General features: G+C 70.3%; 25 protein-coding genes. 16 read left to right on the top strand and 9 right to left on the bottom strand.

Translation table 11 applies throughout. The features are described 5' to 3' along the window. The first annotated feature begins 209 nt into the window (after positions 1 to 209). The 3 genes from RM704_RS03990 to RM704_RS03980 are packed head-to-tail and all read left to right on the top strand — an operon-like array spanning position 210 to position 2917. The gene (locus RM704_RS03990; RefSeq protein WP_033525404.1) at positions 210 to 1172 is read left to right on the top strand and encodes an ABC transporter substrate-binding protein; all 963 of its coding nucleotides are present in this window, start codon (positions 210 to 212) and stop codon (positions 1170 to 1172) included. Positions 1173 to 1217: 45 nt separating this feature from the next. Beyond that, complete coding sequence (locus tag RM704_RS03985) at positions 1218 to 2159, top strand: amino acid ABC transporter permease (protein WP_033525405.1); 942 nt, start codon at positions 1218 to 1220, stop codon at positions 2157 to 2159. Beyond that, positions 2156 to 2917, top strand: a complete 762-nt coding sequence (locus RM704_RS03980; RefSeq protein WP_033525406.1) for an amino acid ABC transporter ATP-binding protein — start codon at positions 2156 to 2158, stop codon at positions 2915 to 2917. Before RM704_RS03985 ends, RM704_RS03980 begins: the two co-directional genes overlap by 4 nt. 161 nt (positions 2918 to 3078) lie before the next feature. Here the strand turns inward: RM704_RS03980 and RM704_RS03975 are convergent, their stop codons facing one another. Continuing rightward, positions 3079 to 3837, bottom strand: coding sequence for a class I SAM-dependent methyltransferase (locus RM704_RS03975; RefSeq protein ID WP_033525557.1), 759 nt, complete (start codon positions 3835 to 3837; stop codon positions 3079 to 3081). Between the two features lie 125 nt (positions 3838 to 3962). Here RM704_RS03975 and RM704_RS03970 point away from each other — a divergent pair, with 125 nt between their 5' ends. Beyond that, positions 3963 to 4592, top strand: coding sequence for a CGNR zinc finger domain-containing protein (locus tag RM704_RS03970; protein WP_033525407.1), 630 nt, complete (start codon positions 3963 to 3965; stop codon positions 4590 to 4592). On the opposite strand, the gene sodX is transcribed toward RM704_RS03970, so the two are convergent. Further along, positions 4496 to 4930, bottom strand: a complete 435-nt coding sequence (sodX, locus tag RM704_RS03965; protein WP_078936961.1) for a nickel-type superoxide dismutase maturation protease — start codon at positions 4928 to 4930, stop codon at positions 4496 to 4498. The two genes, RM704_RS03970 and sodX, sit on opposite strands and share 97 nt — an antisense overlap. A gap of 145 nt (positions 4931 to 5075) precedes the next feature. On the opposite strand from sodX, the gene sodN reads away from it, so the two are divergent. Beyond that, positions 5076 to 5471 (top strand): superoxide dismutase, Ni, encoded by a 396-nt coding sequence (gene sodN, locus RM704_RS03960; protein ID WP_031140564.1) that lies wholly within the window; start codon positions 5076 to 5078, stop codon positions 5469 to 5471. Positions 5472 to 5582: 111 nt separating this feature from the next. On the opposite strand, the gene RM704_RS03955 is transcribed toward sodN, so the two are convergent. After that, positions 5583 to 6938: a glycoside hydrolase family protein gene (locus RM704_RS03955; protein ID WP_033525409.1), complete on the bottom strand. Its 1356-nt coding sequence runs from the start codon at positions 6936 to 6938 to the stop codon at positions 5583 to 5585. 181 nt (positions 6939 to 7119) lie between these two features. On the opposite strand from RM704_RS03955, the gene RM704_RS03950 reads away from it, so the two are divergent. The 7 genes from RM704_RS03950 (at position 7120) to RM704_RS03920 (ending at position 13819) form a co-directional block, all read left to right on the top strand. Continuing rightward, positions 7120 to 8142: a LacI family DNA-binding transcriptional regulator gene (locus RM704_RS03950; protein WP_033525410.1), complete on the top strand. Its 1023-nt coding sequence runs from the start codon at positions 7120 to 7122 to the stop codon at positions 8140 to 8142. 179 nt (positions 8143 to 8321) lie between these two features. Further along, complete coding sequence (locus tag RM704_RS03945; RefSeq protein WP_033525411.1) at positions 8322 to 9677, top strand: ABC transporter substrate-binding protein; 1356 nt, start codon at positions 8322 to 8324, stop codon at positions 9675 to 9677. A 178-nt stretch (positions 9678 to 9855) separates the two neighbouring features. Beyond that, entirely contained in the window at positions 9856 to 10842 is a 987-nt protein-coding gene (locus RM704_RS03940) for a carbohydrate ABC transporter permease (protein ID WP_033525412.1), read from the top strand. A 2-nt stretch (positions 10843 to 10844) separates the two neighbouring features. Then, on the top strand, positions 10845 to 11747 hold the full coding sequence (locus RM704_RS03935; RefSeq protein WP_033525413.1) for a carbohydrate ABC transporter permease: 903 nt from the start codon (positions 10845 to 10847) through the stop codon (positions 11745 to 11747). 83 nt (positions 11748 to 11830) lie between these two features. Continuing rightward, positions 11831 to 12256 (top strand): helix-turn-helix transcriptional regulator, encoded by a 426-nt coding sequence (locus tag RM704_RS03930; RefSeq protein ID WP_033525558.1) that lies wholly within the window; start codon positions 11831 to 11833, stop codon positions 12254 to 12256. A gap of 185 nt (positions 12257 to 12441) precedes the next feature. Continuing rightward, entirely contained in the window at positions 12442 to 12897 is a 456-nt protein-coding gene (locus RM704_RS03925; protein ID WP_052145838.1) for a VOC family protein, read from the top strand. A 166-nt stretch (positions 12898 to 13063) separates the two neighbouring features. Beyond that, positions 13064 to 13819, top strand: coding sequence for a VOC family protein (locus RM704_RS03920; protein WP_052145842.1), 756 nt, complete (start codon positions 13064 to 13066; stop codon positions 13817 to 13819). A 33-nt stretch (positions 13820 to 13852) separates the two neighbouring features. Here RM704_RS03920 and RM704_RS03915 read toward each other — a convergent pair whose 3' ends face one another. From RM704_RS03915 to RM704_RS03905, 3 genes are all read right to left on the bottom strand, one after another. After that, entirely contained in the window at positions 13853 to 14266 is a 414-nt protein-coding gene (locus RM704_RS03915) for a YciI family protein (protein ID WP_033525416.1), read from the bottom strand. An 84-nt stretch (positions 14267 to 14350) separates the two neighbouring features. Next, a complete protein-coding gene (locus RM704_RS03910) occupies positions 14351 to 14710 on the bottom strand; it encodes a hypothetical protein (protein ID WP_033525417.1) in 360 nt (119 codons plus the stop codon). 83 nt (positions 14711 to 14793) lie between these two features. After that, entirely contained in the window at positions 14794 to 15378 is a 585-nt protein-coding gene (locus tag RM704_RS03905) for a dihydrofolate reductase family protein (RefSeq protein ID WP_033525418.1), read from the bottom strand. Positions 15379 to 15524: 146 nt separating this feature from the next. Here RM704_RS03905 and RM704_RS03900 point away from each other — a divergent pair, with 146 nt between their 5' ends. Next, a complete protein-coding gene (locus tag RM704_RS03900) occupies positions 15525 to 16109 on the top strand; it encodes a TetR/AcrR family transcriptional regulator (RefSeq protein ID WP_033525419.1) in 585 nt (194 codons plus the stop codon). Between the two features lie 137 nt (positions 16110 to 16246). Here RM704_RS03900 and RM704_RS03895 read toward each other — a convergent pair whose 3' ends face one another. Beyond that, complete coding sequence (locus RM704_RS03895) at positions 16247 to 17446, bottom strand: family 2 encapsulin nanocompartment cargo protein polyprenyl transferase (RefSeq protein WP_033525420.1); 1200 nt, start codon at positions 17444 to 17446, stop codon at positions 16247 to 16249. A 114-nt stretch (positions 17447 to 17560) separates the two neighbouring features. Beyond that, positions 17561 to 18967: a family 2B encapsulin nanocompartment shell protein gene (locus tag RM704_RS03890; RefSeq protein WP_033525421.1), complete on the bottom strand. Its 1407-nt coding sequence runs from the start codon at positions 18965 to 18967 to the stop codon at positions 17561 to 17563. A gap of 301 nt (positions 18968 to 19268) precedes the next feature. On the opposite strand from RM704_RS03890, the gene RM704_RS03885 reads away from it, so the two are divergent. Together RM704_RS03885 and RM704_RS03880 are read left to right on the top strand one after the other, a co-directional pair. Beyond that, positions 19269 to 19859 (top strand): N-acetylmuramoyl-L-alanine amidase, encoded by a 591-nt coding sequence (locus tag RM704_RS03885; protein WP_192829572.1) that lies wholly within the window; start codon positions 19269 to 19271, stop codon positions 19857 to 19859. Between the two features lie 133 nt (positions 19860 to 19992). Then, the gene (locus tag RM704_RS03880) at positions 19993 to 20880 is read left to right on the top strand and encodes a 1-aminocyclopropane-1-carboxylate deaminase/D-cysteine desulfhydrase (protein ID WP_033525559.1); all 888 of its coding nucleotides are present in this window, start codon (positions 19993 to 19995) and stop codon (positions 20878 to 20880) included. Here the strand turns inward: RM704_RS03880 and RM704_RS03875 are convergent. Further along, a complete protein-coding gene (locus RM704_RS03875) occupies positions 20877 to 22472 on the bottom strand; it encodes a Na+/H+ antiporter (RefSeq protein WP_033525423.1) in 1596 nt (531 codons plus the stop codon). The two genes, RM704_RS03880 and RM704_RS03875, sit on opposite strands and share 4 nt — an antisense overlap. Before the next feature lie 59 nt (positions 22473 to 22531). On the opposite strand from RM704_RS03875, the gene RM704_RS03870 reads away from it, so the two are divergent. Further along, positions 22532 to 22792 (top strand): UBP-type zinc finger domain-containing protein, encoded by a 261-nt coding sequence (locus tag RM704_RS03870; RefSeq protein WP_033525424.1) that lies wholly within the window; start codon positions 22532 to 22534, stop codon positions 22790 to 22792. The last annotated feature ends 6 nt before the right edge of the window (positions 22793 to 22798 follow it).

Genomic DNA, 22798 nt, shown 5'->3' with positions numbered 1-22798 from the left:
GCACAAGGTCCGGTGTGATCACCTGGTCCGCGGCGGTTCGTAGGTCATTCGGGGGTCACCCGTTATCCGATTTTGACATGGCTGGTCATCTGATTGCACATGCCCGAATGGCAAGATGCCGTAATCACACGAGGTCGCCACACTCGAAGACGCGTGTTAATCGTCGACCTGTCGGCAACTCCACACCACCCCCGCCGGAGGAACCCACCATGACCGCAAGCACCACCTGTCGTACGACCGGCCTGCGTTCCCGTACAGCCGCGGTCGGAGCGATCGCGGTCGCGGGCGCCCTGCTGCTCACCGGCTGCGGTGACCAGACCAAGAAGGACAACGGCTCCGAGAGCGCCTCCACCAGCGCGGCGCCGCTGGCGGACAAGCTCCCCGCGTCCGTGCGGGACAAGGGCGTGATCAACGTCGGTTCGGACATCGCGTACGCCCCGGTCGAGTACAAGGACGAGTCGGGCAAGGTCGTCGGCATCGACCTCGACATCGCCGCGGCGATGGGCAAGCAGCTCGGTGTGGACTTCAAGTTCCAGAACGCCACCTTCGACACCCTCATCGGTGGTCTGGCCGCCAAGCGGTACGACATCGCGATGTCGGCCATGACCGACACCAAGGACCGCCAGGAGGGCATCGACGCCGACACCGGCAAGAAGGTCGGCGCCGGCGTCGACTTCGTCGACTACTTCACCGCGGGTGTCTCGCTCTACACCAACAAGGGCGACGACCAGGGGATCAAGACCTGGGACGACCTGTGCGGCAAGACGATCGCCGTGCAGCGCAACACGTTCTCGCACGACCTCGCCAAGGATCAGGCGAAGAAGTGCAAGGACGACAAGAAGAAGGCGCTCAAGATCGAGGACTTCGCCACCAACCCCGAGGCCGAGACCCGCATGCGCTCCAAGGGCGCGGACGTCGTCTCCGCCGACTACCCGGTGGCCGCGTACTCGGTGAAGACCTCGGGCGGCGGCGACTACTTCCAGATCGTGGGCGACCAGGTCGAGGCCGGCCCCTACGGCATCGCCGTGGCGAAGGACAACACCGAGCTGCGTGACGCGCTCCAGGCCGCCGTCCAGGCGATCATCGACAACGGCGAGTACGAGAAGATCATCAAGAAGTGGGGCGTCGAGGACGGCGCCGTCACCGAGGCCAAGATCAACGGCGGCTCCTGATCACAGCGCTCCTGATCCTCGGCTCGGTTCTGAAAGGCTCCACCCGTGACTGTTGACGTCAGCAAGACGGACGGTCCCTCGGACACGCCCCCCGCCGGCCCGGAGGCCCTCAAGGCCGTTCCGGTCCGGCACCCGGGGCGCTATGTGTCCGCGGCCATCGCACTCGCCCTCCTCGGTTCGATCGTCTACGCGTTCGCGCAGGCCAAGAAGATCAACTGGGGAGCGGTCCCCGACTACTTCTTCGACGACCGCATCATCGAAGGCGTCCTCAACACCCTGCTGCTCACCGTTCTGTCCATGGTGATCGGCATCGTCGGCGGCATCCTGCTCGCCGTGATGCGGCTGTCCAAGAACCCGGTGACCTCGTCGGTGGCGTGGTTCTACATCTGGTTCTTCCGCGGCACGCCGGTCCTGGTCCAGCTCTTCGTCTGGTTCAACCTGGGCCTGGTCTTCGAGTACATCAACCTCGGGCCGATCTACAAGGACTACTGGTCGTCCTTCATGACGCCGCTGCTGACGGCGCTGCTCGGCCTCGGTCTCAACGAGGCCGCGTACATGGCGGAGATCTGCCGCGCCGGTCTGCTGTCGGTGGACGAGGGTCAGACCGAGGCGTCGCACGCCCTCGGCATGAGCCACGCCAAGACGCTGCGGCGGATCGTGATCCCGCAGGCGATGCGCGTGATCGTGCCGCCCACGGGCAACGAGGTCATCAACATGCTGAAGACCACGTCGCTCGTCTCGACGGTGCAGTACGTGGATCTGCTCAAGGCGGCCCAGGACATCGGACAGGGTTCGGGGTCCACGGTGGAGATGCTGTTCCTCGCCGCCGCCTGGTACCTGATCCTGACCAGCATCTTCAGCGTCGGGCAGTACTACCTGGAGCGGCACTACGCGAAGGGGTCCTCCCGGTCCCTGCCGCCTACACCGATGCAGCGTTTCAAGACGGCCCTGCTGCCGCTGCGCCGTCCGAAGGGAGTCTCGGCATGACCGCCATGGTGAAGGCCGAGGGCATCCACAAGTCGTTCGGCCTCGTCGAGGTCCTCAAGGGCATCGATCTGGAGGTGCGGACGGGCGAGGTGTTCTGCCTCATCGGTCCCTCCGGCTCCGGCAAGTCGACCTTCCTCAGGTGCATCAACCACCTCGAGAAGATCAACGCCGGACGGCTGTACGTCGACGGCGAGCTGGTCGGCTACCGCCAGAAGGGCGACAAGCTGTACGAGCTCAAGGACAGCGAGGTCGCGCTCAAGCGGCGTGACATCGGCATGGTGTTCCAGCGCTTCAACCTGTTCCCGCACATGACGGCCGCGGAGAACGTCATGGAGGCGCCGGTCCAGGTCAAGGGCGTCAGCAGGGCCCAGGCCCGTGAGCGCGCCCATGAGCTGCTGGAGCGCGTCGGCCTCGGCGACAAGGCGGGCAACTACCCCTCGCAGCTCTCCGGCGGCCAGCAGCAGCGGGTGGCCATCGCCCGGGCCCTGGCCATGGAGCCGAAGCTGATGCTCTTCGACGAGCCGACCTCGGCGCTCGACCCGGAGCTGGTGGGTGACGTCCTCGACGTCATGCGCGACCTGGCCGAGTCCGGGATGACGATGGTCGTCGTCACCCACGAGATGGGCTTCGCCCGCGAGGTCGGCGACAGCCTGGTCTTCATGGACGGGGGCGTGGTGGTCGAGTCCGGCAACCCCCGTGACGTGCTGACGAACCCGCAGGAGGAGCGGACGCAGTCGTTCCTGTCCAAGGTCCTCTGACCGGCCCGGAACGCACGGGCGGACGAGACGCGCAACGCGGACGAAGGGCGGTACGGACATCCCGTACCGCCCTCACTCGTGTCACGGGCTCGTGGGTCACGAGCCGCGCCGCGGGCCCGGTCGTCACGCCCGGCGGCCCCCGCCACCGCCGACACCGCGGTCTACTTCACCGCCAGCACCATCGAGTCGGCGGGCGAGCACCACACCGCGCGGGCCTCGGCGAAGCCCTGCTCGCGCAGGACCCGGGCGTGCCAGTCGACGCTGTGGAAGTCGCCGTCGGCGTGTTCGCCGTAGATCTCGAAACGGCGGGCCGTCGGCGCGGCGAGCACGGGGTCCTGGGCGGCGAGCTGCCACCATGCGGCCCAGTCGACGACACCGTCCGCCTTGGCTTGTTCCATACCCGCGTGCCGGTGCGCGCGCTCCGCCGCGTTGATCCGGGGCGTCGTCTCGTCGATCATGTGGTCCGCGTTCATGAAGACACCGCCGTCGCGGAGGAGTTCCGCGACCTGACCGTAGAGGGCGGCGAGGGGTTCGCTGTGCAGCCAGTGCAGGGCTGTCGCCGTCAGGACGGCGTCGTACGAGTCGTACGGCAGCCGGGTCGGCCAGTCGGGGTCGGTGAGGTCGGCGGTGACGAAGGTGACCCGCCGGTCGCCCTCGAACGTGCCCTCGGCGATGGCGAGGAGGGCCGGGTCGAGGTCGACGCCGGTGCTGACGGCCTTCGGGAACCGCGCGAACAGCCTGGACGTGATGGAACCCGTACCGCAGGCGAGGTCGAGGACGCGGGGCTCGGGTCCGGTGAAGGCCTCGACCATGTCGAGCATCACCCGGAACCGCTCCTCACGGTCCGGCAGATACAGCTCCTGCTGCCGGTCCCAGCTCTCCTGCCAGGCCTGCCAGTCGGTTCCGGCCGTGGTGGTCATGAGGTCCCCTTCCTCGGTGCACCGCTTGTACCGCTTCTTCCGGCACATACGTAATACCCTGTAAGCACGAGCAGCCATTACTTGACCCGCACCACGACATTAGAGCGCCCCCGTAAGGACTACAAGTGGAACTGGCCCATTACTCGGACTACGCCGTACGCCTCGTCAACACCGAGGAGCCGGCCCGGGGCAAGGACACGCTCACCTCGGTCGAGGCCGTCCGCGATCTCTTCGGGCCCAGCCGGCAGGCGGCGCGGCGGGCGACGGACGCCGACGTCACCCGGTTCCGGTCGGTGCGAGCCCGGCTGCGCTCGGTCTTCGAGGCGGCGAACGACGGCGACGAGACGCTCGCCGTGGACCTGCTGAACTCGCTGCTCCTCGAATTCCCGGTGAGCCCGCAGATCTCGGGGCACGACTTCCGGGACGACGACGGCCGTCCGCTGTGGCACATGCACCTGGCGGACCACCCGTCCAACGCGACGGCGGGCTACGCCGCCATCGCCGCGATGGGCCTGGCCTTCCACCTCACCGAGTACGGCGTGGACCGGCTCGGCCTGTGCGAGGCGGCGCCCTGCCGCAACGCCTACCTCGACACCTCCACCAACCGCTCCCGGCGCTACTGCTCGGACCGCTGCGCGACCCGCGCCAACGTGGCGGCCTACCGGGCCCGCAAACGCCTGGAGGCGGACCGGTCGCCGAACACCGGCCTGGCCGCCGAGAACGCCCAGCGGGCGAGCGCGAACGGCGAACGCTGACCCTCCGGCCTGGGCCGGTACCGGAACCGCACCTTCCCCAGCACCAGTTCGTCGGGGACGACCCCGTAGTCCGTACTGTCCCCGCCCGCGTACGCGTTGTCCCCGAGCACCCACCAACCGCCGTCGCGCCGCTCGGCGATCCGTTTCACGACGAGCAGATCCTGCTGGAAGGGGTGACGCAGCACGAGGACGTCACCGACCCCCAGGCGTGCCCCGTAGTGGACGAGCAGCTGGTCCCCGTGGCGCAGCGTGGGAACCATGGAGGGCCCTGTGACCTCGGCCACCCCGAAGGGCAGGAGGGCCCTGCCCCGCTCGCTCTCCTGCGACAGCTCCGGCATCCCCGGCACCTCCCCGGTCCGTTCCTCCACCAGTCCCAGTCTGACCCCGGACTTTTGTCCTAAGCCCATGGGGGCACTCGCGAAAACCTCTCTCGTAGGGAGTAATGTCCCACCTGAGAAGACGATCACGAGGAAGGAATGCTCCATGCTTTCCCGCCTGTTTGCCCCCAAGGTCAAGGTCAGCGCCCACTGCGACCTGCCCTGCGGCGTGTACGACCCGGCCCAGGCCCGCATCGAGGCGGAGTCGGTGAAGGCCGTGCAGGAGAAGATGGCCGCCAACGACGACCCGCACTTCCAGGCTCGCGCGACCGTCATCAAGGAGCAGCGCGCCGAGCTCGCCAAGCACCATGTGTCGGTCCTCTGGAGCGACTACTTCAAGCCCCCGCACTTCGAGAAGTACCCGGAGCTGCACCAGCTGGTCAACGACACCCTCAAGGCCCTCTCGGCCGCCAAGGGCTCGACCGACCCGGCGACGGGCCAGAAGGCGCTCGACTACATCGCCCAGATCGACAAGATCTTCTGGGAGACCAAGAAGGCCTGACCCGGCCTCTCTCGTCCGCACCCGGTCCGTATACCGCCGTCTCGCACGGCGGTGTGACGGGCCGGGTGCGGTTGTGTTCGGGGGCCGTACGGGCCGTTCGGCCGGCCGGAGTCAGGTGGTCGGGGCGGGGCCGGGCCAGACCGCCGACGCGTCGTCGCGGTCGGGGTCCGGGAGGCGGAGGGGGCGGACGGGGACGGGGGCCGTGTGGTCGTCGGAGGTGACCGTCCAGGGGGCGGGGCGGCCGGAGTAGCAGAGGGCGGTCAGGGCGAAGACGCCGTCCGCGTAGACCTCGACGTATTCGCCGACCGTCAGGATGCGCAGTGACGTGGGGGGTTCCGGGAGGACCGTCTCGGCGAACGGGGTGCCGGCCGGGCCCGTGACGTGGAGGTTCTTGCCGTCGCAGGTGACGGTGAGGGCGGGGCGGGCGGGGTCGGCCGCGTCGGTGCGCAGGGCGACCTCGACGGGGCGGCCGCCGAGGGCGATGTCGCCGACCGCGTGGAGAGCCGGGTCGGTCGTCGGGTCGCCGAGCCAGGCGTCGAGGCCCGGCCACCAGGCCAGGTGCGGGGCCGAATCCGCTCCGACCACCAGGGACTTGGGCTGGGCGAGCATGCCCCGGCAGGTGGCACCGGCGTCGGTGAGGCCGACCCGGCGCGGTGTCGTGTGCAGCACGACGCGGGAGCCGTCGGGGTCGCGGATGACGCGGGGGGCGTACGCCCCCGTGGGGCCCAGTTGGCCGTGCCGCGTCCAGGGGCCGCGCAGACGGGGGGCCGTCCACGCGTCGAACCCGCGCGTCGCGCCGATCGAGCCCAGGAGGAGCAAGGTGCCGTCGTCGAGGCGCTCCAGGACGGGGCACTCCAACTCGTCCACGTCCCCGGGGGAGATCAGCGGCGGGTGGACCGTCCAGTGCTCCAGGTCCGGCGAGGTGGCGAGGGCCACGCAGCCGCTGACCTCCACGGGGAGCGAGGCGTCGCTCGCGCAGATCACCATGACCCAGCCGTCGCCCTCGTCGTCGGGGACCACGAACGGGTCGCGCCAACCCATGCGGTCGCCGGTGCGGTACCAGCGGGCGTCGGCCTCCACGACCGGTCCGGTGCCGTGGCGCCGCCAGCCCGTGCCGTCCGTACGGTCGGAGTGGGCGAGGCCGACGGACTGCAGGGGCCAGCCCTCCGGGGTCAGTCCGCTCACCCCGGTGTAGAACATCGCGCTGCCGGAGCCGTGGCGGACGGGGTGCATCGTCCACACCGCCTGCTGGTCGAAGCGGCCGGGCAGACCGTTGCCGAAGGCGGTGCCCTCGGGCCGCCAGCCGACCAGGTCGACCGAGGTGGCCCGCCCGTAGGACGTCTCCATCCGCAGATGGTCGAACTCGGCGGTCCAGGGGCCCTGGAGATGCAGCACCGTGTAGGTGCCGTCGTCCTCGCGGAGCAGGGCGAAGTCGTTCACGCAGAGGCCGGGCGGGGCGTATCGCATGCGCAGCAGTCCTGTCGGCTCGTAGCGCCCAAACGCGTGCGCTGACCATGGTTCGAAGAGGTATCGCTTGAGAATCAGCGCAAGTAAAACTGAACGCAAACGCTTGCGCAACAAGGAGGCCGGGTTTACGGTCACGTCACCCACAGACACACCGACGTGAACCCGACGGGAGAAATCCGCCGTGCCGGTCAGCATCACCGATGTCGCCCGTGCCGCCGGCGTCTCGGCGTCCACCGTGTCCCGCGCACTGCGGGGCCGGCCCGGCGTCTCGGACGAGGTGCGCACCCAGATCGCGGCCGTCGCCGCACAACTCGGCTACACGGCGTCCCGTTCGGCGTCCAGCCTCGCCAGTGGGCGCACGTACACGATCGGGGTCGTCGCCCCGTACATCGGCCGCTGGTTCTTCGGGACCGTGCTGGACGCCGCCGAGCAGGTGTTCAGCGCCGCCGGGTACGACGTGCTGCTCTACAACCTGGGTTCGGCAGAGGCGCGCAAGCGGTTCTTCACCAAGCTCCCGGTGCGCAAGCGGGTCGACGCGGTGCTGTCGCTGCTCATCCCGGACGAGGAGGAGTCCGCCGCGTTGCGCTCCCTCGGCGTGCCGCTGGCCTCCACGGTCGGCGGCGCCCGCCCCGGCTTCACGGTGGTCGGCATCGACGACCGGGCGGGCGCGGAGAGCGCCGTACGGCACCTGGTGAACCTCGGCCACCGCCGGATCGGCATGATCTCCGGGGCCAGCGGGCCGCTGCACTGGACCACCCCCGTCGACCGCCGCGCCGCCTACCTGCACGTCCTCGCCGAAGCCGGGATCGAGCACGATCCGGCGCTGGTGGCGGACGGCGACTACACCGTGGACGGCGGCGAGCGGGCGATGACCGAGCTGCTGGCCGCGTCCCGGCCGCCGACCGCCGTGTTCGCCCAGTCCGACGAGATGGCGATGGGCGCGTTGCGCGCGCTCAGACGGCATCGGCTGCGCGTGCCGGACGACGTGTCCGTGGTCGGTTTCGACGATCACGAACTCGCCGATGTGATCGGGCTGACCACCGTCGCCCAGCCGGTCGCCGGCCAGGGCGCGGAGGCCGCCCGGCTGCTGCTGCGGCAGTTGGACGAGCCGGACGTCGAACAGCCGCCCGGCCGGGTGGAGATGCCCATACGGCTCGTCCTGCGCGAGACGACGGCGCCGCCGCGCCCGCGCGGACCCCAGTGACTTCCCGCACGCCCCGCAAGTCCCGCATGTCCCGCACGGCCCGTACGCCCATACGACCCGTACGCCCCGGACCCCGCCACCCCCCTCCCGCCGAACGCCGTCCAGCCCGGCACCCGACCGCCCCAGCACCCGACAGCCCCCCGCACCTCGCACCCTCATCCCGCACGGAGGCACACACCATGAACCCGTCCACCAGCTCGACCAGCAGAAGGTTCCGCCGCACCGCCCGTACGGGGCTGGCCCTGGTCCTCCCCCTGGCGGCGCTGGCCGCCTGCGGCGGGGGCGGTGGTGGTGACACGTCCGCCGAGGCCGGCAGCGGCGAGGGGACGATCAGCGTCTGGGCCCACCAGGGTCAGAAGAGCGAGTCGGAGGCCTTGCAGAACGCGGTGAAGTCGTTCAACTCCTCGCAGGACAAGGTCAAGGTCGAACTGAAGCTGATACCGGAGACCGACTACACCAAGACGATCACCGCGACGGACGCCGGCGAACTGCCGGACGTCCTGGAGTTCGACGGCCCGACGATGGCGAACTTCGTCTACAACAAGAAGCTCGCCCCGATCGACGACCACGTCTCCGCCAAGACCCTCGACAACGCCACCGACGCGAACAAGGCGCAGGGCGAGATCGACGGAAAGCACTACGGCCTGGGCATGTTCGACTCGGGGCTCGGCATGTACGGCAGCAAGAAGCTGCTGGACGCGGCCGGTGTGACGTACCCGAAGGGCCTGGACGACGCCTGGACCGCGAAGGAGTTCGACGCCGCGCTCAAGGCGCTCAAGGCGAAGGACTCCGACGGCAAGGTCATCGACCTCCAGGAGGGCAACGGCTACGCCACCGAGTGGGGCACCTACGGATTCGCCCCGATCGTCTGGTCGGCCGGCGGCGCCCTGCTGAAGGACGGCAAGGCGGCGGGCGCCCTCGACACCCCGGCCGTGGCGTCGGCCATGAAGACCTTCCAGTCCTGGAAGGCCACCACGGACGCCAACACCGACGGCAACGCCTTCGCCAAGGGCCGGGTCGCCCTGAGCTGGGTCGGGCACTGGATGTACCCCGCCTACAGCGAGGCACTCGGTGACGACCTGGTCGTGCTGCCGCTGCCCGACTTCGGCGACGGTCCGAAGACCGGCCAGGGCTCGTGGGCCTGGGGTGTCGGGGCGAACAGCAAGAACGCCAAGGCCGCGGGCACCTTCCTGGACTTCCTCCTCGACGACACCAACGTCGGCGCCATGACGAAGGCCAACGGCGCTCCGCCGGCCACGAAGTCCGCGCTCGCCGCGAGCCCCCTCTACCGGCAGGGCGGCCCGCTCCAGCTCTTCGCCGACCAGCTCGCCAAGCCCTGCGGCGACAGTGACATCAGCAAGTCGTGTGTCGCCGTCACCCGGCCGGTGACCGCCGGATACCCCGTGGTGACCGCGAAGTTCAGCGAGGCGGTGAGCTCGATCTACGGCGGCGCCGACCCGAAGGAGGCCCTGTCGAAGGCCGCTCGCGCCATCGACCGGGACTTCTCGGACAACGCCGGCTACGAGATCCCGTAGCCACGCGCCCGGTCGGCCGCAGCGCACCCATCGGGTCCGGTTGACGGCATCCGTTCAACCGGACCCCGGTGCGACCGCGCCCATCGGCCAGTCGGACTCAACGCGTCCAGCCGAACCCATCGGCCGGGGCGGGCGCGCACCCCGTGTTCGCCCGCCCCTCCGGGAAGAGGACCCCTCCGTGAAAACCGTGGAACCCGCGCCCGCGGCGGCCCCAGGCCGACAGCAGGCCTCACCCTCCGGCGCACCGGCCCCGCGGCCGTCGCGCCGCAACCGCGAATGGCTGCACGGACTGCTCATGTCCGCCCCCGCCGTCGCCGGGCTGATCGCCTTCGTCGGCATCCCCTTCTGCTACGCCGTCGTGCTCTCCTTCTACAACGTGCGCCTCGGCTCCCCGCTGGAACCCACCTTCTTCGGTGTCGAGCAGTACCGACGGCTCTTCACCGACCCCGACCTCTCCGGCCCGTTCCTGCGGGCGCTGCTCAACAACCTGACCTTCGCCGTGGTCGTCGTCCCCCTCCAGACCGGCCTCGCCCTGGGCCTGGCGATCCTGCTGAACCGCAAGCTGAGGGCGATCGGCGTCTTCCGGTCGGTGTTCTTCATGCCGGTCGTCTTCCCGATGGCCCTGGTCGCGGTGATCTGGCGGCTGATCCTCGCCCGCAGCGACCAGGGCATGCTCAACTCGGCGCTGGACGCGGTGAGCCTCGGCAACTGGGGCGCGTTCGACTGGCTCGGCGACGGCCTGACCGCGATGGCCTCGATCATCGTCCTCTCCGTCTGGCAGGGCGTGGGTTTCCAGATGGTCATCCTGCTCGCCGGGCTCCAGCAGATCCCGGGCGAGCTCTACGAGGCCGCCCAGCTCGACCGGGCCTCGCGCTGGCAGCAGTTCCGGCACGTCACCCTGCCCGGCATCCGCTCCACCCTCGTCTTCGTCGTGATGCTCACCTCGGTGCTGTCCTTCCGCGTCTTCGACCAGGTCTACGTCCTGGTCAAGGGCGGCGGGCTCGACGAGGACGCGGCCCGCACGGTGATGTACCAGGCCGTCACCACCGCCTTCGACCAGAACAACATCGGCCAGGCGTCCGCGATCACCGTCGTGTTCTTCCTGATCGTCGTCGCCCTGACCCTGATCCAGCGCCGCGTCGTCCGGCCCGACAACGAGGACTGAGCATGAGCACCACTACGAGCACGCACACGGGTGTGGGTGGGCGCGCGGGCGTGAGCACGGGGGGCGGCCTCTCCCGTGGACCGCTGCGCCGCTTCCTCGACTACGCCGTCCTCTCCGTCCTGGCGTTCGTCTTCGCCCTGCCCGTCCTCTATCTCCTCCTCGGCAGCCTCAAGCCGTCCGACGAGGTCCTGGACGGGCTGTCCGGCTTCCTCCCCACCCATCTGTCCTTCGACAACTACTCCGCCGTCCTGGACAGCCTGAACTCCGACAGCACGGGCTACTTCTGGCAGTTCATGGGCGTCTCGCTGTTGCTGGCGTTCGTGGTGGTGACGGGCGGCCTCTTCATCAACTCGATGGCGGCGTACGGGCTCTCGCGGCTGAGGTGGCGGGGCCGGGAGGCCGTCTTCACCCTGGTCCTGCTGCTGATGCTGGTGCCGTTCGAATCGGTGGCCGTGCCGCTGTTCTACATGTTCAACGACCAGCGGAACACGCTCTTCATCCAGGCGCTCCCCTTCGTCGCCAACGCCTTCTCGGTCTACCAGTTCCACACGTTCTTCCGTTCGATCCCGCCGAGCATCGAGGAGGCGGCCCGGCTGGACGGCGCGGGCCCGTGGCGCACCTTCTTCGCGATCATCGTCCCGATGTCGAAGCCGGCCTTCGCCTCGGTCGCCATCCTGACCTTCCTCACCCAGTGGGGGTCGTTCCTGTGGCCGGTGCTGATGGTCTCGGACCCGTCGGTACGTCCGCTGCCGCTGGAGATGAGCGTGTTCCAGGGGCAGCAGCCCCCGGACTGGGGCCAGATCCTCGCCTTCGGCGTCCTCCTCGTCCTGCCGGTGCTGATCGTCTTCGCCTTCTTCCAGCGGTGGTTCGTCCAGGGGGTGGCCAGCTCGGCGGTGAAGGGGTGACGCACCACGCCGGCTCCGGGGCGGCCGTACGCCGAAGCGCTGTGGCGGGGCCCGCTGTCAGTGGCCGGTGCGATGCTGTGGGCATGAACCGGGACGATCTGGTGCGGCTGCGGCGGGCTCGGGACCGCATGGACCGCGAGTACGCCGAGCCGCTCGACGTGACCGCGCTCGCGCGCACCGCGCTGATGTCCCCCGGACACTTCCACCGCAGCTTCCGCACGGCTTTCGGCGAGACGCCGTACGGCTATCTCATGACCCGCCGGATAGAGCGCGCCAAGGCGTTGCTCCGCCGCGGCGATCTCACGGTGACCGAGGTGTGCCTGGCCGTGGGCTGTACGTCACTGGGCTCCTTCAGTTCCCGCTTCACCGAACTGGTCGGCGAGACACCGAGCGCGTACCGGGCCCGCTCGCACAAGGAGAGCGCGGCCATCCCCGCGTGTGTGGCGAAGCGCCTGACCCGGCCGACCCGACACCGCATACGCACGGCGGAACCCGGCGAGGCGTCCTAGTGCCGCGGCAGGCAACGTTTGCCCGTCAAGGAGCGGCGTCCGGTGCGTGCTCTCGGTGTGCCGGCCGAAAGCCTTCTACTGGATGTACTTGTGGATGTACTTGGGTTTTCGGCCGGTGCGGCGAGAGGGCGTGCCGGGCGTCGCGACGGGGCGAACGTTGCCTGTCGCGGCACTAGCGTGAGGACATGGCTACGAACGATCCGCACGCCGCGCCCGGGCTCCCGGCCCCGGATGTGAAGCTCGCCCAGTGCTTCCTCGCCGTCGACGACCATGACAAGGCGCTCGCCTTCTATCGTGACGTGCTCGGCATGGAGGTCCGCGGCGACGTGGGCTTCGAGGGCATGCGCTGGGTCACCGTGGGCTCCCCGCTCCAACCGGACGTCGAGATCGTCCTGGAGCCGCCGGCCGCCGACCCCGACATCTCCCCCGCCGACCGCGAGACCATCGCCGCCCTCCTCGCCAAGGGCGTGCTGCGCGGTGTCAACTTCACCACGACCGACTGCGACGCCCTCTACAGCCGTGTCGAAGCCTCCGGTGCCGACGTCCTCCAGGCCCCCACGGACCAGCCGTACGGCGTCCGCGACTGCGCGTTCCGCGACCCGGCGGGCAACATGCTGCGCTTCATGCAGCGCCGGGACTGACCGCCCGGACGCGGCGGCGGCCCGGCCCGCGGAAAACGGCGTTGCGTGGAACGGGGCGGCAGGGGACCGTACGAGTCGTTCAGCCGTGGGGCTGGACCGTACGACAGGGAGCGGCGCTGTGGGTGGAGTGGGCGACAACGGCAGTGGCGGCGGGGACGGCGGCTCGATGGGCCGGGCCGGTGGGCCGATCCGGTGGACGTACGCGTTCGTCGACCGGCCTGCGGCCCGGTTCGAGCGGGCCTGTGCCTTCTGGACGGCGGTCACGGCGACGCGGCTGTCCGCACCGCGAGGTGATCGGGGCGAGTTCGTCACGCTGCTGCCCAAGAACGGCGACGCGTGCGTGAAGGCGCACGGCGTCGAGTCGGGCGACGGCGGCGCTCACCTGGACTTCGCGGTCGAGGACGTCCACGCGCTCGTCGACCGGGCGGTCCGGCTCGGCGCCGAGGTGGTCGCCCCGCACGACGACTGGGCGGTGCTCGGCTCACCCGCCGGGCAGCTCTTCTGCGTGGTGCCATGGCGCGGAGAGGCCAAGCGGCCACCGGTGGTGGACGGGAGCCGGCTGGACCAGGTGTGCCTCGACGTGACGCCGGCCGCCTTCGGGGACGAGGTCTCCTTCTGGGCGGCCCTGACGGGGTGGGACTCCCGCCCGGGTTCCCGCCCGGAGTTCCATGTGCTGCGCCCGCCGACCGGCCTCCCCCTCCGCATCCTCCTCCAGCGCCTCGACGCCCCCCGCCCCACCTCGGCTCACCTCGACTTCGCCTGCACCGACATCGACACCACCCGGGGCCGCCACGAGTCCCTCGGCGCGACGTGCGTGTCCCGCCATCCCCCCTGGACCGTGATGCGCGACCCGGCAGGGGGCACGTACTGCCTGACGGGCCGCGCCCCTGAGACAGGCGGACTGCCTCCGACGGCGGGGTGAGGTCGGACCCTGGGGCCCGCGGGCACCGCCGGCTCAGATGTCCTCCGCGCCTTCCAGCACGGGGCGGATGACCACGGGGTACTCCGGGAGCCCCTCGGGGCCGGGGCACTGGGCGACGCGGGCCGCGATCTCCGTGACCCGGTCCAGGTCGGCGCAGTCCAGGAGCCAGTAGCCGGCGAGCAGTTCAGCGGTCTCCGGGTACGGACCGTCCGTGATCACCGGTTTGCCGTCGACGTCCGCCGTGACGAACCGGGTGCGCGCCGGCTCGGCCAGCCCCTGCCCGTCGAGCATCTCCCCGGTCTCGGTGAGGTCGTCGTTGATCGCGCTCATATAGGCGTACATGGCGCGCAACTCATCCTGCGTCCAGGCCGGAGAGTGCTCGGAGGCCTTGCCCCGCATGCCTTCGTAGTCCGCCTGCGTCCCGAGGACCATCATCAGGAACTTCATGAGTCCGCTCCTTCGTCCGCCGCCGGCCGGCTGAAGCCAGGGGCCGAAGCCAGAAACCGAAGCCAGGGGCCGAGCCCAGCCCGGTCAGGCCTTCTCCTCGGTCCTCGCCTCGGCCGGAGCCGACTCCGTCACCTCGGTCGACTCAGCGTCCGCCTCGGCTTCGCCGGGACGCGTCTCATGACCGGCGGGACCGGCATGGGCGGCACCACCAGCGTGACCGCCATGCGCACCATGGCTCCCGTGCGTCCGCCGGGCGACCGCGCGGGGCTTCTCCGCGGCGGCCTCCGCGGCCGCGACGGCCTCGTCGACGTACGCCGCACACTCGTGATTCCTGCACGGACCCGGACCCCACACGGGTACCCACGCGCCCAGCGTCTTGTGTCGCCGTACGACCGTGGCCACAGGCTGTCCGCAGACCGGGCAGACATGCTCGTCGATGCCCATGTCCTCAGGGTAGGGCCGACGGGGCCGGTGCGCTCCCCGCCGTACACCGACAATCTGCGCCCCTCGGCGTCGGCGCCCGGCGCTCAGCGCTTCCTGCTGTACTTCCGCACGACCACCCCGTTGTCGAAGCCGCGCACCTCGTCGAGCGTGAACTCGGAGAGGGCGAATCCGGAGCCGAACATCGGCATGCCGGAACCCTGCACGACCGGGTACGTCTTGATGATCAGCTCGTCGATCTCGTCGATCAGTTCTCCCGCGACCTGCGAGCCACCGCAGAGGTAGATGCCGAGACCGCCGTCCTCCGCCTTGAGCTCGCGGACCTTGCCGACCAGGTCCTCCGAGATGATCTCGACGTGCGGGTCGGGCGACTCCTTCAGCGTGCGCGAGGCGACGTACTCGCGCAGATGGGCGAACGGGCTGGTGATGCCCTCCTTCAGCGCGATGTCGTAGCTGGCACGGCCCTGGATGATCGTGTCGTAGTCCTTGTTGGGGAGGCCGTCGGTGCCGATGAGCCGGCGGACGTGGCTCGGGTTGGTGTCCGGGTGCTCCGCGCGGAGGTACTCGGCGAACTCACCCACCACATAGGGATACATGTACGACGCGTCACCGTCCGGGTCCCCGATGAACCCGTCGATCGAACACGCGATGAGGTACGTCAGCTTGCGCAAACCGGTCTCTTTCCCTCGTCCGACAGTCTTTGGCGCCAGGGCCGGCGGCAGTCGTCCGACACCGCCGCCCCGCAACCACGTCAGTTATAGTACTTCATCTGTAGTGGTTGCAAGGGAATTCGGAATTCAGCACGAAGGAGCCCCGGATGGTCAGGAACCCCGAGCGCAGGGTCGCTCTGCTGGACGCGGCGGTGGCGGTGCTGGCACGGGAGGGGGCACGCGGTCTGACGTTCCGCGCGGTGGACACCGAGGCCGCCGTACCGGTGGGCACCGCGTCGAACTACTTCGCCGACCGCGACGCCCTGCTCCACCAGATCGACGCACGGCTGAAGGAACGCCTGGCCCCCGACCCGGCCGTGGTCGAGGAGCTGCTCGCCTCACCGAAGGACCGGACCCTGGTCGTGGCCTTCATGCGTGATCTGCTGGCCCGCGTCACCGGGGACCGCACCGGCTACCTCGCCCACCTCGAACTACGCCTCGAAGCCACCCGCCGCCCTGCTCTGTACGCCTCGTACACCGAGTCGGTGCGCGGTGAACTGGACTTCGGCATGCGGTTCCACCGTGAGGCGGGCCTCCCCGGCGGCGACGAGACCGTCATGGTGCTCTACCTGGCCATGCAGGGCCTCCTGCTCGAACACCTGACCTTGCCGGACGTCCTCGACGACGCCCTTCCCGGGGTCACCGCCCCCGAGGGCCTGATGGAACGCGTCGTGCGGACGATCGTCCCGTAGGAGCGAAGAACCGGCGGGCCCCGCACACCGTGGGGATGTGCGGGACCCGCCGACCACCCGAAGGCGCCGGCACCGCGCGGGGTCAGGTCCGCACGGCACCGCACCTCCGGAGCATCGACCGCCTCCGGCGGCCCACCTCAGCTGCTGCGGCGCGTCACGAACTCGGCCAGCGCGAGCAGCCCACCGGCCGACTCCGGGTCCGGCACCGCGCGCGAGAGTTCGTGCATGGCCCTGGCCATGCGATCGGCGGCCTGGATCTGCGCCCAGTCGCGCCCGCCGGCCCGCTCCACGACCGACGCCGTGCGCTCCAGGTCCCCCTCCTCGTACGGCAGTCCGTACAGCTCGGCGAGTTCGACGGCCGCCGGGGTGCCGGAGGCCAGCGCCGCGACCACCGGCAGGGACTTCTTGCGGGCCATGAGATCCGCCCCGGCCGGCTTGCCGGTGTGGCTCGGGTCGCCCCAGATGCCGATCACGTCGTCGATGAGCTGGAAGGCCAGCCCGGCCTCCCGCCCGAACGCGTCCAGTGCCTCGACGTCCTCGTCACCGGCGCCCGCGTACAACGCGCCCACCGCACAGGCGCAGCCGAGCAGCGCGCCCGTCTTGGCCTCGGCCATGACGAGCACCTCGTCGAGAGTGACCTCCTCGGGCCGACGGCTCTCCATCTCGGTGTCGGTGTGCTGGCCCGCGCACAGTTCGACGACGCAGGCCGCGAGCCGGGCGGAGGCCGCGGCCGACGCCGGATGCGGATCCTCGGCGAGCAGTTGCTGGGCCAGGGCCTGGAGCGCGTCCCCGGCCAGGATCGCGTCGGGAATCCCGAACACGGACCAGGCGGTGGCCCGGTGTCTGCGCGTGGTGTCCCGGTCCATCACGTCGTCGTGCAACAGCGTGAAGTTGTGCACCAGCTCCACCGCTGCGGCGGCCCGCACGGCGGCGGACTCGCGCCCGCCGAGCGCGGAGACGGCGGCGAGGACCAGTGCCGGGCGTATCGCCTTGCCGGCGTTCCCCGTGACCGGGGTGCCGTCCGCGTCCTCCCAGCCGAAGTGGTAGCGCGCGACGCGGCGCATCGAAGCGGGCAACGACCCGACGGCCCGGCGCAGTTCCGGATCGACCGACCTCCGCGCCTGTTCCAGGATCTCCGCCGCCTCGTGTCCTTCGGGGCCGCTCGCCGTGGCCGCCCGGCCGACCGGCCCGCCCGCACCGGCGGCAGGCGACGTCTTCTCCGGTTCGGTGTCCCCCTCCGACTCCAGAACCTGCCTCGGATTCCACTCGACGACCGCCGCCGGCCTCGGGACCCCGGCGCCGGGGCTCCGCTTCGTCTCCGTCACGGACTCACCCATGGGATCGCCTCGGAGAGGCCGCGGAGGGTGGCGGTTCCGCTGTGTGCGGGCGCGTGCGTGCGGGGTGGTGTCCCCGCCCTGTCGGGCGGGGACATGGCGTCCGGTCGGACAGGGTCACCGCCAGCGGCCGATCTCGACGTTCTCCAGCACGCCGAGTGCGTCGGGGACCAGGACCGCGGCCGAGTAGTAGGCCGTCACGAGGTACTTGATGATCGCCTGTTCGTTGATGCCCATGAACCGCACGGACAGGCTGGGCTCGATCTCGTCGGGGATGCTCGCGGCCCGCAGACCGATGACACCCTGGTCCTCCTCGCCGGTACGCATGGCGATGATCGACGTGGTCCTGGCCTCGGTCACCGGGATCTTGTTGCACGGGTAGATCGGCACGCCGCGCCAGGTGGGGATGCGGTTGCCGGCGATGTCGACGGTCTCCGGGACCAGCCCGCGCTTGTTCAGTTCGCGACCGAACGCGGAGATCGCGCGCGGGTGGGCGAGCAGCAGCTTGGTGCCCCGGCGGCGGCAGAGCAGCTCGTCCAGGTCGTCCGGGCTGGGCACACCGTCGTGCGGCTGGAGCCGCTGGTCGTACTCGCAGTTGTGGAGGAGACCGAACTCCCGGTTGTTGATGAGCTCGTGCTCCTGGCGCTCCTTCAACGCCTCGACCGTGAGCCTGATCTGCTGCTCGGTCTGGTTCATCGGCTGGTTGTAGAGGTCGGCCACGCGCGTGTGGATGCGCAGGACGGTCTGGGCGACGCTGAGTTCGTACTCGCGCGGCGCGGCCTCGTAGTCGACGAAGGTGTGCGGGATGTCCGGCTCACCGCTGTGGCCGGCGGCGAGGTCGATCTCCTTCTCGCCGTACTTATTGGTGCGCTGCGACGGGATCGAGCGCTGTTCCTGCAGGTGCTCGCTCAGCGTCTCGGCACGCTCGGCGAGTTGCTCGACGGCCTGGCCCGGCAGGACGAGCACCGTGCACGCGGTGACCGCGCGGGCCGTGTACTCCCAGATCGCGTCGGGGTCGAGCAGGGCCTGTTCGCCGAAGTAGGCGCCGTCGGCCAGTACGCCGAGGACCGCGTCGTCGCCGTAGGGGCCGGTGCCGACCTTCTCGACCTTGCCGTGCGCGAGCAGGAACACCTCTTCCGCCGGGCTGCCGAATTCGGCCAGGACGTCGCCGGGCGCGAACTCCCGCTGCTCGCAGCGCCGGGCCAGCTCGCCCAGTACGTCGATGTCCTCGTAAGTCCGCAGGGCCGGCAGTTCGCCGAGCTCCGCGGGGATGACGGCGACCTGGTCGCCGGTCTTCACAAAGGTGACGCGGCCGTCGCCGACCGCGTAGGTGAGCCGCCTGTTCACCCGGTACGTGCCGCCCTGCACGTTCACCCAGGGCAGGGTGCGCAGCAGCCAGCGCGAGCTGATCTCCTGCATCTGGGGCGTGGACTTCGTGGTGGTGGCCAGGTTCCGGGCAGCGGCCGTGCCGAGACTCTGCTGCGGCCTGTCCTGCTGCGAGCGAACCTCTTCGCCTACCGACATTCGGATTCCCCTCCGGGTATGCACTGACAGCACTGATCGCGGTCACCGATCTCGCGATCCAGCCTTGCATCACGGAGGGTGCTGATGCTATTACCCGAAAGAGCGGGAATGGATCTTCGGAGACTGGGCAGGACCGCGGGTTCTGTCGACCACGCGTGCGCCCGTCGGAGCCCTCGCCCAATCTGACCGGATCGGTTCGCACGGCCCACGGCCGACTGGCTCCTGCCGGGAGCCGGGGGTACAAGCATGCCTACGAGGCGGCCTCGACCAGCGGCCGTCGCCCGGCACGAAGGAGCCGGCCATGGCCCCACCCATGTCCGCGAGCAGGTTTCTCACCGTCCTCAAAAACGAGGGCGTGCGGGTCGTCGAGGTAGGCGACTGGGAACATCACAACCGCAACCATGTGGGCCCGTGGGGGCCCGTCCACGGCGTGATGATCCACCACACCGTCACTTCCGGCAGCGAACGCACCGTGCGTATCTGCCGTAACGGGTACTCGGGGCTGCCCGGCCCGTTGTGCCACGGTGTGATCACCAAGGACGGCCGGGTGCACCTCGTCGGCTACGGCCGGGCCAACCACGCCGGTCTGGGCGACGACGACGTGCTGCGGGCCGTGATCGCCGAGAAGGCGCTGCCCAAGGACAACGAGTCCAACACCGACGGCAACCGCCACTTCTACGGCTTCGAGTGCGAGAACCTCGGCGACGGCGAGGACCCCTGGCCGGAGGCACAACTCGAAGCCATCGAGCGGGTCTCCGCCGCCGTCTGCCGCCACCACGGCTGGAACCAGCGGTCCGTCATCGGCCACCTCGAATGGCAGCCCGGAAAGGTCGACCCCCGGGGCTTCACCATGGCCCAGATGAGAGAGCGCGTACGGGACCGCCTGAAATAGGGCCCGGCCGCGGGCGCGCCCCACGCCGACCGGTCATGTGTCCGACAATGGGCTCGTGACCGGCCAGCCCTCCGACCCGGACGACGCCACCGTCCAGGACAGCCCCTCCGTCCCCGACGATCCCAGCGCCGCCCTGAACCCCAGGCTGCCGTCCCCCCTCCAGGAGGTCGAGGACGAGCGCTTCGCACGTCACGGCATCCGGCTGCTGCTCAAGCGCGACGACCTGATCCACCCGCGGCTCGTCGGCAACAAGTGGCGCAAACTGGCCCCGAACCTGCGCGCGGCGGCGGGCCGCCCGCTGCTCACCTTCGGCGGCGCCTACTCGAACCACCTGCGCGCCACAGCCGCCGCGGGCCACCTCCTCGGCCTGCCCACCATCGGCGTGGTGCGCGGCCAGGAGCTGGCCGACCGTCCCCTGAACCCGTCGCTGGCCCGCTGCACGGCGGACGGGATGCGGCTGCACTTCATCGACAGATCGACGTATCGCCACAAGTCCGACCCGGCCACCCTGGCGGCCGTCCTCCGCGCCGCCGACGCGCAGGACGCGTATCTGGTCCCCGAGGGCGGCAGCAACGCCCTCGCCGTGCGCGGCTGCCGGGACCTCGGCGCGGAACTGCGCGGCCGGGCCGACGTGGTGGCCCTCGCCTGCGGCACCGGCGGCACCCTCGCCGGACTGGCCGCGGGCCTGGCTCCCGACCAGCGTGCCCTCGGCATTCCGGTTCTCAAGGGCGGCTTCCTCTATGAGGAGATACGACAGCTCCAGAACAGGACGTTCGGTGGCCCGCGCGGCAACTGGAGTCTCGACGACCGCTTCCACTTCGGCGGTTACGCCCGGACCTCCGCCGAACTGGACGCCTTCGCGGACGACTTCGAGACCCGCCACTCCCTCCCGGTGGAGCGTCTCTATGTCGCCAAGTTGCTCTACGGACTTGTCGCCCTGGCGGCGCAGGACGCCTTCCCGCCCGGGACGACGGTCGCCGCGGTGATCACCGGCCGCCCCTTCCCGGAGCACACGGCCTAGGAGACCTCCCGGTAGGCCGCCGCCTCCTCCAGGTCCAGCCTGCGCAGCAGCGTGCGCAGCATCTCGTCGTCGATGTACCGGCCGTCCCGCAGCTTGACGAAGACCGCGCGTTCGGCGCCGATCATCTCCCGGGAGAGGCGGCTGTAGGTGTCGTCGGCGCTCTCGCCGGTCACCGGGTTCACGGCGCCGAGCCGCTCCCAGACGGCGTTGCGGCGCCGTTCCAGGACCGTGCGCAGGCGGTCGACGAGCGGCGGCGGCAGTTCGTTGCGCTCGTTCGCGAGGAGTTCGTCCAGCCGGGCCTCGGCCGCCCGGGACGCCTGGGCCTGGGCGTTGGCCTCGGCGAGGGTCTCGGCCTGCTGGTCACGTCCCGGCAGCTTCAGGACGCGGATCAGCGGCGGCAGGGTCAGCCCCTGGATGACGAGCGTCCCGATGACCGTCGTGAAGGTGAGGAAGAGGATCAGGTTCCGCTCGGGGAAGTCCTCCCCGCCGTGCACGGTGAGCGGGATCGAGAAGGCGATGGCCAGCGAGACGACGCCCCGCATGCCGGCCCAGGCGATGACGAACGGCGCCTTCCAGGTGGGATCGTCCTCCCGCTCCCGGATGCGCCGCGACAGTATGCGGGGCAGGAAGGTCGCCGGATAGACCCACACGAACCGGGACACCACGACCACGAGGAAGACGGCCACGGCGTACCAGGCGGCACGGCCCCCCTCGTACTCGCCGAGCCCTTCGAGGACGACCGGGAGCTGGAGTCCGATGAGGGCGAACACGGCGGACTCCAGCAGGAAGGCGACCATCTTCCACACCGCCTCCTCCTGGAGGCGGGTGGCGAAGTCGACCTGCCAGTTGCGGTGGCCGAGGTACAGGCCGACGACGACCACGGCGAGCACCCCGGAGGCGTGCACCCACTCGGCGAGCCCGTAGGCGACGAAGGGGATCAGCAGGGAAAGGGTGTTCTGCAGCAGTGCTTCCTCGAGGTGCGTGCGCAGCCAGTGCAGGGGCACCATCAGCAGCAGGCCCACCGCGACGCCACCGACCGCCGCCACCAGGAACTCCCCGATCCCGCCGGACCAGCTCGCGCCCTCGCCGACGGTGGCCGCGAGCGCCACCCGGTAGGCGGTGATCGCGGTCGCGTCGTTCACCAGGGACTCGCCCTGCAGGATCGTGGTGATCCGCGACGGCAGCCCCACCCGCCGGGCGACCGCCGTCGCCGCGACCGCGTCCGGCGGCGCCACGACCGCGCCGAGCACCAGGGCGGCGGTCAGCGGCATCCCCGGCACGATCAGGTACACGGCCCAGCCCACGGCGAGGGTGGCGAACAGGACGTACCCGACCGACAGCAGGGCCACGGGCCGCAGTTGGGCCCGCAGGTCGAGGTAGGAACTGTCGCGGGCGGCGGTGTACAGCAGCGGGGGCAGGATCAGCGGCAGGACGATCTCGGGGTCGAGTTCGTAGTGCGGCACCCCGGGCAGGTACGACACGACGAGCCCCACCGCCACCAGCAGCAGCGGGGCGGGCACCGGCGTACGCCGGGCGGCACCGGCGACCGTCGCGCTCCCTGCGACCAGCAACAGCAAGGGCAAAAAGTGCATGGCTTCCGCCGCCTTCGTTTCCGCGCGAGGTTCCGCGCGCCCGTCGTAACCTGGCAATCATGAAACAGTGCACGCACACGGACGCGCTGCCGCACCCCGAGCCCGATCCCCTGAGCGACACCTGCCCGGAGTGCCTTGCCGCCGGGAGCCACCCGGTGCAGTTGCGGATGTGCCTGGAGTGCGGGCACGTGGGCTGCTGCGACTCCTCGCCGATGCGGCACGCGACCGAGCATCACAAGGAGAGCGGCCATCCCATCATGCGTACGTTCGAGCCCGGTGAGACCTGGCGCTGGTGCTTCGTGGACCATGTACTCGTTTGACGAACA

It is taken from the genome of Streptomyces gottesmaniae, from assembly GCF_031845845.1.
Taxonomy (GTDB): Bacteria; Actinomycetota; Actinomycetes; order Streptomycetales; family Streptomycetaceae; genus Streptomyces; species Streptomyces akebiae.
This window is presented reverse-complemented; position numbering and strand designations above follow the sequence as displayed.

What these genes read in the sequence shown, in the direction of transcription:
- RM704_RS03990 (WP_033525404.1), top strand. Translation starts at nt 210, where the DNA reads ATGACCGCAAGCACCACCTGTCGTACGACCGGCCTGCGTTCCCGTACA.
- RM704_RS03980 (WP_033525406.1), top strand. Translation starts at nt 2,156, where the DNA reads ATGACCGCCATGGTGAAGGCCGAGGGCATCCACAAGTCGTTCGGCCTC.
- RM704_RS03975 (WP_033525557.1), bottom strand. Translation starts at nt 3,837, where the DNA reads ATGACCACCACGGCCGGAACCGACTGGCAGGCCTGGCAGGAGAGCTGG.
- sodX (WP_078936961.1), bottom strand. Translation starts at nt 4,930, where the DNA reads ATGCCGGAGCTGTCGCAGGAGAGCGAGCGGGGCAGGGCCCTCCTGCCC.
- sodN (WP_031140564.1), top strand. Translation starts at nt 5,076, where the DNA reads ATGCTTTCCCGCCTGTTTGCCCCCAAGGTCAAGGTCAGCGCCCACTGC.
- RM704_RS03955 (WP_033525409.1), bottom strand. Translation starts at nt 6,938, where the DNA reads ATGCGATACGCCCCGCCCGGCCTCTGCGTGAACGACTTCGCCCTGCTC.
- RM704_RS03945 (WP_033525411.1), top strand. Translation starts at nt 8,322, where the DNA reads ATGAACCCGTCCACCAGCTCGACCAGCAGAAGGTTCCGCCGCACCGCC.
- RM704_RS03935 (WP_033525413.1), top strand. Translation starts at nt 10,845, where the DNA reads ATGAGCACCACTACGAGCACGCACACGGGTGTGGGTGGGCGCGCGGGC.
- RM704_RS03930 (WP_033525558.1), top strand. Translation starts at nt 11,831, where the DNA reads ATGAACCGGGACGATCTGGTGCGGCTGCGGCGGGCTCGGGACCGCATG.
- RM704_RS03925 (WP_052145838.1), top strand. Translation starts at nt 12,442, where the DNA reads ATGGCTACGAACGATCCGCACGCCGCGCCCGGGCTCCCGGCCCCGGAT.
- RM704_RS03920 (WP_052145842.1), top strand. Translation starts at nt 13,064, where the DNA reads ATGGGCCGGGCCGGTGGGCCGATCCGGTGGACGTACGCGTTCGTCGAC.
- RM704_RS03915 (WP_033525416.1), bottom strand. Translation starts at nt 14,266, where the DNA reads ATGAAGTTCCTGATGATGGTCCTCGGGACGCAGGCGGACTACGAAGGC.
- RM704_RS03910 (WP_033525417.1), bottom strand. Translation starts at nt 14,710, where the DNA reads ATGGGCATCGACGAGCATGTCTGCCCGGTCTGCGGACAGCCTGTGGCC.
- RM704_RS03900 (WP_033525419.1), top strand. Translation starts at nt 15,525, where the DNA reads ATGGTCAGGAACCCCGAGCGCAGGGTCGCTCTGCTGGACGCGGCGGTG.
- RM704_RS03895 (WP_033525420.1), bottom strand. Translation starts at nt 17,446, where the DNA reads ATGGGTGAGTCCGTGACGGAGACGAAGCGGAGCCCCGGCGCCGGGGTC.
- RM704_RS03890 (WP_033525421.1), bottom strand. Translation starts at nt 18,967, where the DNA reads ATGTCGGTAGGCGAAGAGGTTCGCTCGCAGCAGGACAGGCCGCAGCAG.
- RM704_RS03885 (WP_192829572.1), top strand. Translation starts at nt 19,269, where the DNA reads ATGGCCCCACCCATGTCCGCGAGCAGGTTTCTCACCGTCCTCAAAAAC.
- RM704_RS03875 (WP_033525423.1), bottom strand. Translation starts at nt 22,472, where the DNA reads ATGCACTTTTTGCCCTTGCTGTTGCTGGTCGCAGGGAGCGCGACGGTC.
- RM704_RS03870 (WP_033525424.1), top strand. Translation starts at nt 22,532, where the DNA reads ATGAAACAGTGCACGCACACGGACGCGCTGCCGCACCCCGAGCCCGAT.